Source organism: Micromonospora sp. NPDC005174 (assembly GCF_040608495.1).
Taxonomy (GTDB): domain Bacteria; phylum Actinomycetota; class Actinomycetes; order Mycobacteriales; family Micromonosporaceae; genus Micromonospora.
In genome coordinates this window covers 98,309-111,032 of sequence record NZ_JBEXIJ010000021.1, presented here as the reverse complement: position 1 = coordinate 111,032, position 12,724 = coordinate 98,309, and the positions used below count along the sequence as shown (strand labels likewise).

9 protein-coding genes and 1 pseudogene are annotated in these 12,724 nt (G+C 71.3%); 7 read left to right on the top strand and 3 right to left on the bottom strand.

Going from position 1 to position 12,724, the window contains the following annotated elements; all coding sequences use genetic code 11:
- Nucleotides 1-166 (top strand): annotated as a pseudogene (locus tag ABZU91_RS22360) (4Fe-4S ferredoxin); the annotation flags it as partial.
- Nucleotides 163-1,131, top strand: a complete 969-nt coding sequence (gene nrfD, locus ABZU91_RS22355; protein WP_355243584.1) for an NrfD/PsrC family molybdoenzyme membrane anchor subunit — start codon at nt 163-165, stop codon at nt 1,129-1,131. The pseudogene ABZU91_RS22360 and the gene nrfD, both read left to right, overlap by 4 nt.
- 21 nt (nt 1,132-1,152) lie before the next feature.
- Here nrfD and ABZU91_RS22350 read toward each other — a convergent pair whose 3' ends face one another.
- Both ABZU91_RS22350 and ABZU91_RS22345 read right to left on the bottom strand, forming a co-directional pair.
- The gene (locus tag ABZU91_RS22350) at nt 1,153-2,709 is read right to left on the bottom strand and encodes an OFA family MFS transporter (RefSeq protein WP_355243581.1); all 1,557 of its coding nucleotides are present in this window, start codon (nt 2,707-2,709) and stop codon (nt 1,153-1,155) included.
- 189 nt (nt 2,710-2,898) lie between these two features.
- Complete coding sequence (locus ABZU91_RS22345) at nt 2,899-3,453, bottom strand: winged helix-turn-helix domain-containing protein (protein ID WP_355243578.1); 555 nt, start codon at nt 3,451-3,453, stop codon at nt 2,899-2,901.
- A 333-nt stretch (nt 3,454-3,786) separates the two neighbouring features.
- On the opposite strand from ABZU91_RS22345, the gene ABZU91_RS22340 reads away from it, so the two are divergent.
- A complete protein-coding gene (locus ABZU91_RS22340; RefSeq protein WP_355243576.1) occupies nt 3,787-8,151 on the top strand; it encodes a S8 family serine peptidase in 4,365 nt (1,454 codons plus the stop codon).
- Nucleotides 8,152-8,229: 78 nt separating this feature from the next.
- Here ABZU91_RS22340 and ABZU91_RS22335 read toward each other — a convergent pair whose 3' ends face one another.
- Nucleotides 8,230-8,733, bottom strand: coding sequence for a winged helix-turn-helix domain-containing protein (locus ABZU91_RS22335; protein WP_355243573.1), 504 nt, complete (start codon nt 8,731-8,733; stop codon nt 8,230-8,232).
- A 289-nt stretch (nt 8,734-9,022) separates the two neighbouring features.
- On the opposite strand from ABZU91_RS22335, the gene ABZU91_RS22330 reads away from it, so the two are divergent.
- The 4 genes from ABZU91_RS22330 (at nt 9,023) to ABZU91_RS22315 (ending at nt 12,717) form a co-directional block, all read left to right on the top strand.
- Nucleotides 9,023-10,003, top strand: coding sequence for a phosphatase PAP2 family protein (locus ABZU91_RS22330; RefSeq protein WP_355243570.1), 981 nt, complete (start codon nt 9,023-9,025; stop codon nt 10,001-10,003).
- Nucleotides 10,004-10,070: 67 nt separating this feature from the next.
- The gene (locus tag ABZU91_RS22325) at nt 10,071-10,766 is read left to right on the top strand and encodes a response regulator transcription factor (RefSeq protein ID WP_355243567.1); all 696 of its coding nucleotides are present in this window, start codon (nt 10,071-10,073) and stop codon (nt 10,764-10,766) included.
- Nucleotides 10,763-12,229, top strand: a complete 1,467-nt coding sequence (locus ABZU91_RS22320; RefSeq protein WP_355243565.1) for a HAMP domain-containing sensor histidine kinase — start codon at nt 10,763-10,765, stop codon at nt 12,227-12,229. Before ABZU91_RS22325 ends, ABZU91_RS22320 begins: the two co-directional genes overlap by 4 nt.
- Nucleotides 12,226-12,717: a hypothetical protein gene (locus tag ABZU91_RS22315; RefSeq protein ID WP_355243562.1), complete on the top strand. Its 492-nt coding sequence runs from the start codon at nt 12,226-12,228 to the stop codon at nt 12,715-12,717. The genes ABZU91_RS22320 and ABZU91_RS22315 overlap by 4 nt, the downstream gene beginning before the upstream one ends.
- Nucleotides 12,718-12,724: the final 7 nt, after the last annotated feature.

Genomic DNA, 12,724 nt, shown 5'->3' with positions numbered 1-12,724 from the left:
TGACGGGGCGTTCTTCCTGCTGCTGGACGAACCCGAGGTGTACGGGTTGCCACCGGACCCGGTGGTGACCACCCGCGACCTGCCGAAGATGTGGAGAAGCGCCGGCCTCGCCGCGCTGACGATGGTCGCCGTCTCGGCGGTCGCCTTCCTCGGCAGGCGGCCATGACCCGCGAGCAGCTCACTGTGGCGCCAGCCGACTTCAGCTCCTACTACGGCAGGCCGATCCTCAAGGCGCCGGTGTGGAAGCGTGACATCGGCGGATACCTGTTCACCGGTGGCCTCGCGGCCGGAGGCGCCCTGATCGGCGCGGGAGCGCAGCTGACCGGACGTCCCGCCCTACGCCGCGTGGGCCGCTGGACGGCTCTCGGCGGCACCCTCGCCAGCGCGTACCTGCTGGTGCACGACCTCGGCCGGCCGGACCGGTTCCACCACATGCTCCGGGTAGCCAAGCTGACCTCGCCCATGTCGATCGGCACCTGGATCCTCACCGCGTTCGGGCCGGCCGCCGGTGTGGCCGCGGTCGCCGAACTCGCGCCACGGCTACCGCAGCACGGTGTGCTGGGCCTCGCCCGTCGGCTGGCGCTCCCCGTCGGTGACGTCGCCGGTCTCGCCGCGGCGGCCACGGCTCCGGCGCTGGCCACGTACACCGGGGTCCTGCTCGCCGACACCGCCGTACCGGCCTGGCACGACGCGTACCCCTTCATGCCGTTCGTCTTCGGCGGCAGCGCGCTCGCCGCGGCCGCCGGGGTGGGTCTCATCGCGGCGCCGGCCACCGAGACCGCCCCGCTGCGACGGCTCGCCGTCGCCGGCGCGGCCGTCAAGCTCATCGGCGGTCACCGGATGGAGCGGCTGCCGGTCACCGGCGAGCCCTACCGGAGCGGCCACAGCGGAGGCCTGGTCCGGGCGGGCAACGTGCTGCTCAGCGTCGGCGCGGTCGCCGCGCTGCTCTCTCGACGCAGCCGGGTCCTGTCGGTGCTCTCCGGCGCGGCCCTGGTGGCCTCGTCGGTGGCCACCCGGTTCGGGATCTTCGAGGCGGGCTCGGTGTCGGCGCGCGATCCGAGGTACACGGTCGTACCCCAGCGCGAACGCCTTGCCGGCAACGGCCCGGCGGCGGACGACGGACGAGGCTGACCGGCCCGGGCCGGGGCTGTCTCAGCCGGTGAAGAGCTTCGCGGCCGTCATGACGGTCTCGACGATGCCGTAGCCGAGCAGCACCGCGACGAGCAGCCAGGACAGCCAGAGCCGCCCGGTCTGGCTGCCGACGTGCGCGGGTACCGGTGGGCTGCTCTGCGGGCCGAGGGCCACCGGCTCGGTGACGCTGGCCTTCGCCACGGGCGAGGTCGACCCCCGGTCGGGCTCGTGGAACCGATCAGGTACGGCGCGGACCAGCAGGTTCGCGACGAAGCCGATGGCGAGCACACCGACCATGGTGAACAGCGCGGGCCGGTACGCCGACGCGGTGAGCGTCCCGGGCTTGCCCTGCGTGTCGAGGATCCGGTTGACGATCAGCGGCCCGGCGACGCCCGCCGCCGACCAGGCGGTCAACAGTCGCCCGTGGATGGCGCCGACCTGGAAGGTGCCGAAGAGGTCCCGCAGGTACGCGGGCATGGTGGCGAACCCACCGCCGTAGAAGGAGATGATCAGGGCGGCGATCAGCACGAAGAGCGCCGTCGCGGCGTGCCCGGCCACGGCGAGCAGGGCGTAGAGGACCATGCCGACGCCGAGGTAGATCAGGTAGATCGGCTTGCGGCCGATCAGGTCCGACGTCGTCGACCAGACGAACCGGCCGGCCATGTTGAACAGCGACAGCACCCCCACGAAGCCGGCAGCCGCCGACACCGACACGGCGGTGGACCCGTTGTCCCGGAAGAAGTCCTGGATCATCGGGCTGGCCTGTTCCAGGATGCCGATGCCCGCCGTGACGTTGCAGAACAGCACGATCCACAGCAGCCAGAACGAGCGGGTCCGTACGGCGTTGGACGCGGACACGCTCGCCCTCGTCACCAGCGGCCGGCTCGCGACGCGAGCGGGGTCGAACCCGGCCGGCCGCCAGTCCGGCGGAGGAACCCGGACGTTGAACGGACCGAACATCATGATCACGAAGTAGCCGAGGCCGAACGTGACGAACAGCCCCACCAGGGCGGACCCCGAGGCCACCGCCGCCGGGTTGGACGGGTTGTAGTCGGCGTCGTAGAGCGACAGCAGTTGGCGCGCGAGCGGGCCGGCGATCAGAGCGCCACCGCCGAACCCCATGATCGCCAGGCCGGTGGCGAGACCCGGCCGGTCGGGGAACCATTTGATCAGGGTGGAGACGGGCGAGATGTAGCCGATGCCGAGCCCGATGCCGCCGATGACGCCGTACCCGAGGTAGAGCAGCCAGAGTTGTTGTGTGGCGATGCCGAGCGCCCCGACCAGGAAGCCCGTGGTCCAGAAGCAGGCGGAGACGAACATCGCCCGACGGGGGCCGTTGCGCTCCACCCATCGGCCGCCCACCGCCGCCGACGACCCCAGCATGACGATGGCGATGCTGAAGATCGCCCCGATCGCCGTCTGGCTCGTGCCGAAGTGCGCGATGAGGGAGTTCTTGTAGACGCTGGTCGCGTAGACCTGGCCGATGCACACGTGGACGGCCAACGCCGCGGTCGGGATGAGCCAGCGGCTGTATCCCGGGGGAGCGACGGTGTGTCGAGGGTCGAATACCGACAGCATGGGCTCCGCACCTCCTGCGGCTGAGCGGGCAGGCGGCGGGCGCGTCCGGCGTTCGCCGTTGATCGGCTGTCGTTCACGTTACGTGGTCGTCGGGGGCCGGCTCGTGATTACCGGAAAACGCGCTGGTCCGGGCGTTGGCGCTCGCCGGCACGTGGCCCGTGCTGACGATCTGCCCATCTCAGGCAGCAGTCAGGCGCGCCCGATCCGTGGGTCCTGCCGGTCGGTGAGTCGCAGCCCGACACCACGGACCACCTCGATCGCGGCACCGGTGCCGAGGTCCCGTAGCTTGCGCCGCAGCCGCTTCACCAGGGACTGCACGTCCGCCCTGCGCCCGCGTCCCTCGTCGTGCCAGACCGAGCGGTGCAGCTCGGCGTAGCTCCACACCCGCAGCGGCTCGGTGGTCAGGCAGATCAGCAGATCGTGCTCCAGCCGGGTGAGGGCGACCTCGCGCGTCCCGTACCGGGCGGTGGAGCGGGCCGAGTCGACGATCAGGACGGGACCGGGATCGGCAATGGGCTCCGGGCCCGGCGTCCGTCCGCCCGGCGACCCGGTCCGCTGCGCTGGCACCCCGATCAGCCGGCGCAGCTCGTCGAGGTCGGCCACCAGCAACAACGGCGCGATCCCGTCGAGCCGTTCGGCGAGCCGGATGCGCTCACTGGGCGACGGCGTCACCGCGATGAGCAGCGGGAACTCCTCGTCGGCCGGGTCGACCCCGTCCCACGCCGCGTCGTCGGTCTCGGCCACCGCACCGCCTGCGAATCGAGGGGCTTCCCTGCCCAGTCATCGTCACGGTCCTGACAATGTTTGGCAAGCGCGCCACCGGCAGGGCAACCGGTAGCGACAAGTTGCTCACAGCAAGTTCTTGATCGTCCTTTCCTCTCGATCATAGTGTCCAGTCGGGCAACCGGCGTGACCCGCGCGGTGCATGGGGGAGGCATGAGGGGTCCGTTCGCTCGGTTCCGTCGAGCTGGATCTCGCGCACTTCTCACCATGGCCCACGTACACCCCTGGGTCGTTCTGAGGAAGGCGGCACCGATGTCCAGACGTCCACAATGGAGACGAACGGCCAGATCCCTGGTGAGTGCCAGCGCCGCGCTGGTCCTCGCCGCCACATGCCTGGCCAGCCTCGGCTCCGGGGCGCAGGCCGCGCCCGGCTCGACGAGCACCGCCACCGGCGACAAGATCCGGCCGGAGCTCGCCAAGCAGTTCCAGGCCAAGAGCGCAGGGGACTTCTGGATTCGGTTCAAGGACCGGGCGGACCTGAGCAAGGCCAGCGCCACCAAGGACTGGACGAAGCGCGGCGCGGCCGTGGCCCAGGCGTTGCGGGACAGCGCCGCCGGGAGCCAGGGCAAGATCCGCGCCGAGCTCGACAAGTCGGGTACGAAGTACCAGAGCTTCTGGGCCACCAACGCCATCAAGGTGAACAGCGGTTCGCTCGAGATGGCCCAGCAGTTCGCCGCCCACAGCGAGGTCGAGGGCCTCTACGCCCCGGTCGCCTACGAGCTGCCGAAGCTGACCAAGGGCACCGACGAGAAGACCGTCAACGCCGTCGAGTGGGGCGTTGCCAACATCAACGCCGACGACGTCTGGTCCCAGTACGGCATCACCGGCGAGGGCGTCACCATCGCGAGCATCGACAGTGGCGTCCAGTACGACCACCCCGCACTGGTGAACTCCTACCGCGGCAACAACGGCGACGGGACGTTCGACCACGACTACAACTGGTTCGACGCCGCCGGCACGTGCGACGGCGCGCCCTGTGACGACGACGGCCACGGTACGCACACCATGGGCACCATGGCCGGCTCCGCCGGCGCGAACCAGATCGGTGTCGCGCCCGGGGTCAAGTGGATCGCGGCGAACGGCTGCTGCCCCACCGACGAGGCGCTGATCGAGTCCGGCCAGTGGATGCTCGAACCGACCGACTCGAACGGTCAGAACCCGGACGCCAGCAAGCGGCCGAACATCATCAACAACTCCTGGGGCACCCGGCTGCCGTCCAACGAGCCCTTCATGGAGGACGTCACGCTGGCCTGGGCCGCCTCGGGCATCTTCGGGGTGTTCTCCAACGGCAACAGCGGGCCGGCGTGCCAGACCAGCGGCTCCCCGGGAAGCCTGGCCAGCAACTACTCGGCGGGCGCGTACGACGTCAACAACACCATCGCCAGCTTCTCGGCGCGCGGCGTCGGGCAGAACGGCGAGATCAAGCCCAACATCTCCGCGCCCGGCGTGAACGTCCGGTCGAGCGTTCCCGGCAACGGGTACGGCACCGCAAGCGGCACGTCGATGGCCGCCCCGCACCTCGTGGGCGCGATCGCCCTGCTCTACTCGGCGGCACCGTCGCTGGTGGGCGACGTCGACGCGACCCGCGCGCTGCTCAACGGCACCGCGATCGACAAGGCCGACGACCAGTGCGGCGGCACGGCCGCGGACAACAACGTCTGGGGTGAGGGCCGGCTGGACGCCCTCGCGCTGCTCAACGCCGCCCCGACCGGCGACGTCGGCACCCTGGCCGGCACGGTCACCGACGCGGCCACCGGCGCCCCGATCGCCGGCGCGACCCTGACGCTCACCGGCCCGACCTCGCGCGAGATCACCACCGGCGCCGACGGCACGTACTCGACCCTGGTGCCGATCGGCGACTACCAGGTCGTCGTGTCCGCGTTCGGGTACGGCAGCACGACCAGGACGGCGACGGTCACCAACCGGACGACCACGACCCTCGACGTCGCCCTGACGGCGGTGCCGCGCGTCAACGTCACCGGCTCGGTCACCGACGGCTCGGGTCATGGTTGGCCGCTGTACGCCAAGGTGACCGTGAGCGGTCCGGCGGGCGTGTACGACTACACGACGCCGTCGAACGGCCGCTACAGCATCACGTTGCCGGCGGGGCAGACGTACACCCTGACGTACGAGGTGCAGTACCCGGGCTACCAGAAGGTCACCAAGGAGGTCGTGGTCGGCACCCGCAACGTGACCGCGAACGTCGCGGTGCCGGTGGACACCACCAGGTGCACGACGGCCCCCGGCTACACGTTCGGCTCCGACGGCGAGTACGAGACCTTCGACGCGACGACCACTCCGGCCGGCTGGTCGGTGGTGGACAACGTGGGCAGCGGCCAGGTCTGGAAGTTCACCGACGACGGTGAACGGGGCAACCTGACCGGTGGCACCGGCAACTTCGCGATGATCGACAGTGACGCGTACGGCGCGGGCCGGAGCCAGGACACCTCCCTGGTCAGCCCGGTGGTCGACCTGACCGCCGTCAGCGCTCCGGTCATCCGATTCAACCAGGACTTCAACCAGCTCAACGACGACACCGCCGATGTCGACCTGAGCATCGACGGGGGCGCGACCTGGACGAACGTGCTCCGGCAGGAGACCGACGTCCGGGGTCCGAAGCTCACCGAGATCCCGATCCCGCAGGCGGCCGGCAAGTCGCAGGTCCAGGTGCGGTTCCACTACTACGACGCGACCTTCGAGTGGTGGTGGGAGGTCGACAACGTCCTGATCGGCAGCCAGGTCACCTGCGTGCCGCTCGACGGTGGCCTGGTCGTGGGCAACGTCCGCGACAAGAACGACAACAGCTACATCAACGGCGCCACCGTCACCAGCAACGACCGGCCGGCCGAGAAGGCGGTCACCGTGGCGACGCCGGACGACCCGGGCCTGCCCGACGGCTTCTACTGGATCTACTCGACGCTGACCGGTACCCACAAGTTCACCGCGACGGCCGGCAGCTACGTCAGCCAGAGCAAGCAGGTCGACGTCGAGCCGGACTGGGCGACGACCGCGAACTTCGTCCTCGCGGCCGGTCGTCTCTCGGTGACGCCCACCGAGTTGAGCGCCACGCTCCAGATGCCCAGCGGCAAGACCACCAGGACGTTCACCGTGACCAACACCGGCGGCGCGCCGGTCGAGGTCGGCTTCGGTGAGCGGGACAACGGCTTCGAGTTGCTGCGGGCCGACGGCTCGCGGGTGACCCGGCAGCAGGTTCTCGGGTCGACCGGCGCGCCCGAGCAGCGGGTGACCGCTCCGACGTCGGTCGCGGCCAAGGCTTCCGGCAAGGCGGCGACGGCGACCCCCGCCGCGGCCGGACCGCAGGCTGCGCCCTGGACGGACATCACCGACTACCCGGGCAACATCATGGACAACCGGGTGGTCACTCTGGACGGCAAGGTGTACTCGGTCGGTGGTGGCGACGGAACCGCCTCCACCGCGAAGAACTACGCGTACGACCCGGTCGCGCAGACCTGGACGGCCGCCGCCGACCTGCCCGGCGCCCGCAACGCGCTGACCGTCGGCGTGGTCGGCGGGAAGATCATCGCAACGGGCGGCTGGGGCGCCGAGGGCCCGGACGCCGCCACCTGGTCGTACGACCCGGGGGCCAACGCCTGGACCGAACTGGCCGACAACCCCGCCCCGCGGGCCGCCGCCGGGCAGGCGGTCGTCGACGGCAAGCTCTACGCCGTGGGCGGCTGCACGACCTCGGCGTGCCTGCCGATGTCGAACTCCGTGGTCCGGTACGACCCTGGCGCCGACACCTGGGAGACGCTCGCCAACTACCCGAAGTCGGTGGCCTTCGCCTCCTGCGGCGGGATCGACGGCGTCCTCTACTGCACCGGTGGCAACGACGGCACGGCGGCGCAGAAGGCCAGCTACTCCTACGACCCGGGCGCCAACACCTGGACCGCCATCGCGGACGCGCCGACCGACAACTGGGCCAGCTCGTACGCGGTGGCCAGCGGCAAGCTCCTGGTCGTGGGCGGGTCGCAGGGCGGTGCCATCACCAACGCCGGCTTCGCCTTCGACCCGGCCACCAGCTCGTGGTCGAACCTGCCGAACGCCAACACCGCCCGCTACCGGGGCGGCGCGGCGTGCGGCTTCTACAAGATCGGCGGCTCGTCGGGCAGCTTCAACGCGGCGCCGGACAGCGAGGCCCTGCCGGGCTTCGAGGGATGCGCCGAGGCGGCGGCCGACGTCAGCTGGATGACGATCGACAAGACGACGGCCACCCTGGCGCCGGGTGAGAAGGTCACGGTCACCGTCGGGTTGACGGCGAACGTGGACCAGCCGGGCATCTACTCGGCCGCGGTCACGATCAGGGAGAACACGCCCTACTCGGTGCCGCCGGTGCCGGTGACCATGACCGTGACGCCCCCGAAGACCTGGGGCAAGTTGATGGGTACGGTGACCGGGACCAGCTGTGCGGGTGCCACCGCACCGATCGCCGGCGCGGTGGTCCAGGTCGACTCGTGGGCGATGTCGTGGACGTTCACGACCGACGCCGCCGGCACGTACGCCTACTGGGTGGACCGCCGGAACAACCCGCTCACGATGATCGTCGCCAAGGACGGCTGGAAGCCCCAGACCCGTTCGACGAAGATCGACACCACCACGCCCGCGGTGGAGAACTTCACGCTGAAGCCCATCCGGTGCTGACGCCTGAGCGGTAACGCACCGAACCGGCCCGCCTGGTCCTCGACCGGGCGGGCCGGCCCGTTCGTGACGTGGGTGCGTTCAGATCGGGGTGAGTCGGAAGCCGACTCCACGGACCGCGTGGATCGTGGCCGTGGCGTCGAGCCGGGCGAGCTTGCGGCGTACCCGGCGGACGACCGAGTGGATGTCGGACCCGCGGCCGAGGTGCCGGTTGCCCCAGACCTCGAGGTGCAGCCGCTCGTACGTCCAGACCTGCCCGGGAGCGTCGACGAGACAGAGCAGCACGTCGTGTTCCAGCCGGGTCAGGTCGATCTCCTGGTCACGCCAGCGCAGCACCCGCCGGTCGGAGTCGACGCTCAGGTCGGGTGGCGGCTGCGAGAGTGGCGGCACCTCCGTGTGCACGGCCGGAACGGGCGGGGGTACGACCGGGGGCAACTCGCCCACCCCGAGGAACTCCCGTGCCTGCTCGACGTTCGAGACGATCAGGAAGGCGTCGCTCCCGCCGAGCAGCCGCGCCAACTGCCGGCGCTCGGCCGGCGAGGACGCGATGCCGATGACCAGCGAAGCGGCCGAAACCCCGTGCATTGCCCAACCCCTTCCGGTTCCCCACGAACACTCCGGATGGTTTTCGCACTGCCGAGACGAAGATCGATCGGCGTCCTGACCCTAGTGGCGGCTCGTCTCGGCCGGGTAAAACATAGTTGCATGTAAGCATGTGAATTGAAGTTCACGTCCGGACAGCTTGGCGACACGACCTGTGGGCGGGCGGTCGCGGGGGAGGATCGCCCCGTTTTTCCGGTACGCGCGGCGGTTGTGACAGAACCAAGACAATCCACGGACAGCGTCCGGATCTGGCGGGCCGAGCATGGTCGCCATGTCCCACGGATCGTCGTACCCCGTCGGTCGCTCGTCCTCCCCGACGCGAGCGCTGCCGCCCGTTCCCGCGTCGACGCTGGCCCACGACCGGCCCGCCGTGCCGCCGGCTGTCCGACTGCTCGCGGCGGCCGTCTGTTGTCTCCTCGCGTTGGGTCTGGTCGGCGTGGTGTTCGTGTGGACCCAGCCCGGTCAGTGGATCGACGGGCTGCTCCTGCCGCGCGCCGAGCGCGGCGGGGGATACGAGCAGTCCAGCGACCTGTTCGGTCCGGCCACTGTCGTCCTGCGGCACTTCGGCCGGCCGTCGTTGCTCGCCGTCCTGCTCGCCGCGGTGCTGGTGGTGGGTCTGCTCGGCCGCCGGCTGCTGCCCGGCGTCGTGGGTGTCGGCATGGTGCTCGGCGCGGTGCTGGCGGCCGGCGCGGCGAAGTCGGCGCTGCCCCGCCCGGAGTTCGCGGTCGCCGGTTCGACCACGCACAACAGCTTCCCCAGTGGTCACGTCGCTGTCGCGACGGCCCTGGCGCTGGCGTTCCTGCTGGTGGTGCCCGCTGCGGTCCGGCGGTGGCTGGTGCTGCCGGGCGCGGCGGGCGTCTCGGTGATCGGCGCGGCCACGATGATCGCGGGATGGCACCGCTTCAGCGACGTGCTCGGTGGGGTTCTGCTGAGCGTGGCGCTGTTCTGCCTGGCGGCGGCCGTGCTGGCGGCACGGCCCGGCGGGGCCGCGCGTCGCTTGCCTGCCGTGCCGGCGTCCGGCCGGGCCTGGCGCGTTGTCGCCGAGGGGGCGGTCGGGCTGCTCGTGCTGGTCTGGGTGGTTCGGGTGCTGGTGCCGGGTCTGGCAACCGCGCTGCGGTGGGGGCCGTTCGTGGCCATCCTCGCGGCGGCCGGGCTGACGATGCTGGCGGTGGGTGTGGCGGCGTTCCTGATCCGGTCGGTGGAGTTCGGCGGGCCGGCGCAGTCGTCAGATGACCGGACGTCCGGGCGCTGACCGGTCGAGAGCGGGCGCGGGACATCGACAAAAAGCGAGCAATTCTCATGATGGGATACTTGACGGCATGCCCCAGGTCCTGCTGATCGAAGATCACCAGACGGTCCGCGACGGACTGCAGTTGGCGCTCACCCGGCAGGGCCACACGGTGGACGCCGTGGCGACCGGTGAGCAGGGGCTGGAGCGGATGCGGGCGAGCGCCCCCGACGTGGTCGTCCTCGATCTCATGCTGCCGGGTATGGACGGCTTCGAGGTGTGCCGTCGCATCCGACAGCGTGGTGACCTGCCCATCATCATGCTCACCGCCCGCAACGACGACATGGACGTGGTGGCGGGTCTGGAGGCGGGCGCCGACGACTACGTGGTCAAACCGGTACAGGCCCGGGTGCTCGAGGCGCGCATCCGCGCGGTGCTGCGACGTACCGGCGGCGACTCGCGACGCCCCGGCCCGGAGCGGCCCGGGCTGCACCAGCACGGCGCCCTGACCATCGACCGTGCCGCCCTGGTGGTCAGCAAGGGCGGGGTGCCCGTCAGCCTGGCCCCGACGGAGCTGCGTCTGCTGCTCGAACTCGCGTACACGCCGGGTCAGGTGCTCAGCCGCCAGCAACTGCTGGAGGCCGTCTGGGAGCACGGATATCTCGGTGACTCGCGCCTGGTGGACGCCTGCGTCCAGCGGCTACGCGCCAAGATCGAGGACGAGCCGTCGACGCCGGTCTTCATCCAGACCGTACGCGGTTTCGGATACCGGTTCGGACCGCTGTGACCCCCTGGAACCGGGCCCGCGCCATGGCGTTGGGCCTCCGCACCCGCCTGCTCCTGGCGTTCGCCCTGCTGGGCGTGACCACCACGGCCGTGGTCGCCAGCGGCAGCTACTTCCAGGCCCGGACCGTCATCCTCCAGCAGGCGCAGGACGCGGCGGTGGCCTCGCTGACCGACCAGCTCACGAAGGTGTATCCGATCCTCGGCCTGCCGCCCAGCCCGGAGGAGCTGAACGTGTTGGCCCAACGGCTCTCCGACCGGGACAGCTACGCCCTGGTCCACTACCGGGACCGGTGGGCGTCGGGGGTCGACGGCAGGGAACCGCTCACCCCCGAGCTGCGCAAGGAGGTGGCGGGCGGTCAGATCGCCTGGCAGCGCGTCGACCGTGGCGGACATCCCGTGCTGCTCATCGGCACGCAGCTGCGGATCGAGCGGTCTGACGGCACGTCCGTGGAGTCCGGGGTGGAGGTCTACTCGGTGCGCAGCCTCGCCTCCGAGCAGCGGAGCATCGACCGGCTCGCCACGCTGGCGTGGGTGACCGGCGGGCTCTCCCTGATCCTCGCCGTCCTGCTCGCCCTGCTGGCCGCCCGGGGCGTGCTGCGGCCGGTGCGCGAACTGGGTCGCGCGGCACGCCGGCTCGGTGAGGGTGACCTGTCCACCCGGCTGACCGTCCGGGGCGTCGACGAGCTCGCCGACGTCACCCGCACCTTCAACGACACCGCCGCGACCATCGAACGCCAGGTCGGTGAGCTGCGGCGGATGGAGGCCGACGCGCGGCGCTTCGTGGCCGACGTGTCCCACGAACTCCGGACGCCGCTGGCCGCCATGACGGCCGTCACCGACGTCCTGGACGAGGAGGCGGACCGGCTGCCCGGGGACGCCGGCCAGGCCGCCCGGCTGGTCAGCCAGGAGACGCAGAGCCTCACCCAACTGGTCAACGACCTCATCGAGGTCAGCAGGTTCGACTCCGGCACCGCCCGGCTCGCCCTCGACGACGTCGACGTCGCCGCGGCTGTCACCGCGACGCTGCGGCTGCGGGGCTGGACCGATCGGGTACGGACCGAGCTGCCGCCCGGTGTCGTCGCCCGGCTCGATCCCCGCCGGCTGGACGTCATCGTCGCCAACCTGGTCGGCAACGCCTTCCGGCACGGCGCCGAGCCGGTGTCCGTACGTCTGCGCGCCGAACCGGAGTGGTTCACGATCGAGGTCGCCGACGAGGGGCCGGGGCTGGACCCGGAGGTGCTTCCACACGTGTTCGACCGCTTCTACAAGGCCGACACCGCCCGGACCCGCTCCGAGGGCAGCGGCCTGGGTCTCGCCATCGCGTGGGAGAACGCGCGCCTGCACCGGCACGGCGGGCAGTCGGGGAGCCTCGTGGCGAGCAACGCGTCGCGAGGTGGAGCCGTGTTCACACTCCGCCTGCCCCGGACGGCGGCCGAGACCACCGCCGCCGGAGGCGTACGGTGATCGGTCGTCGCGTGGCGCGGGCGCTCGTCGCGGGCGGCCTCCTGCTCACCCTGTTCACGGCCGGCTGCGGGGTCCGGCCCAGCGGCGTCATCACCGGCCGCTCCGCGGTGAGCGGCCCGTCCGGCGGTGGGGGCGTCTACCTGATCTCGGACGGCGAGCTGGCGCTGGTGCTGCGACCGGCCAAGGGCGCGCCGCCGTTACCGGCCGAGACACTCGCGCTGCTCGCGGCCGGCCCCACCGACACCGAGCGGAGCGCGGGGTTCACCAGCGAGGTGCCGACCGACCTCGCTCCGACAACGGTGACGTCGAGCGTCGACGAGCCCGGCATCACGGTGAAGACGCCGACTCCCGTGCTGCCGCTGTCCACCCTCGCGGCCAACCAGATCATCTGCACCGTGGCGTTCGCCGATTCGGCGGTCAGTCCCGCCCCGGTCACCCTCGTCGGCCCGGACGGCACCCGGCCGCCCTGGTCCTGCCCGCTCGAGTGACCGGGGC

Coding starts and splice junctions, on each gene's coding strand:
- nrfD (WP_355243584.1), top strand. CDS start 163: ATGACCCGCGAGCAGCTCACTGTGGCGCCAGCCGACTTCAGCTCCTAC.
- ABZU91_RS22350 (WP_355243581.1), bottom strand. CDS start 2,709: ATGCTGTCGGTATTCGACCCTCGACACACCGTCGCTCCCCCGGGATAC.
- ABZU91_RS22335 (WP_355243573.1), bottom strand. CDS start 8,733: ATGCACGGGGTTTCGGCCGCTTCGCTGGTCATCGGCATCGCGTCCTCG.
- ABZU91_RS22330 (WP_355243570.1), top strand. CDS start 9,023: ATGTCCCACGGATCGTCGTACCCCGTCGGTCGCTCGTCCTCCCCGACG.
- ABZU91_RS22325 (WP_355243567.1), top strand. CDS start 10,071: ATGCCCCAGGTCCTGCTGATCGAAGATCACCAGACGGTCCGCGACGGA.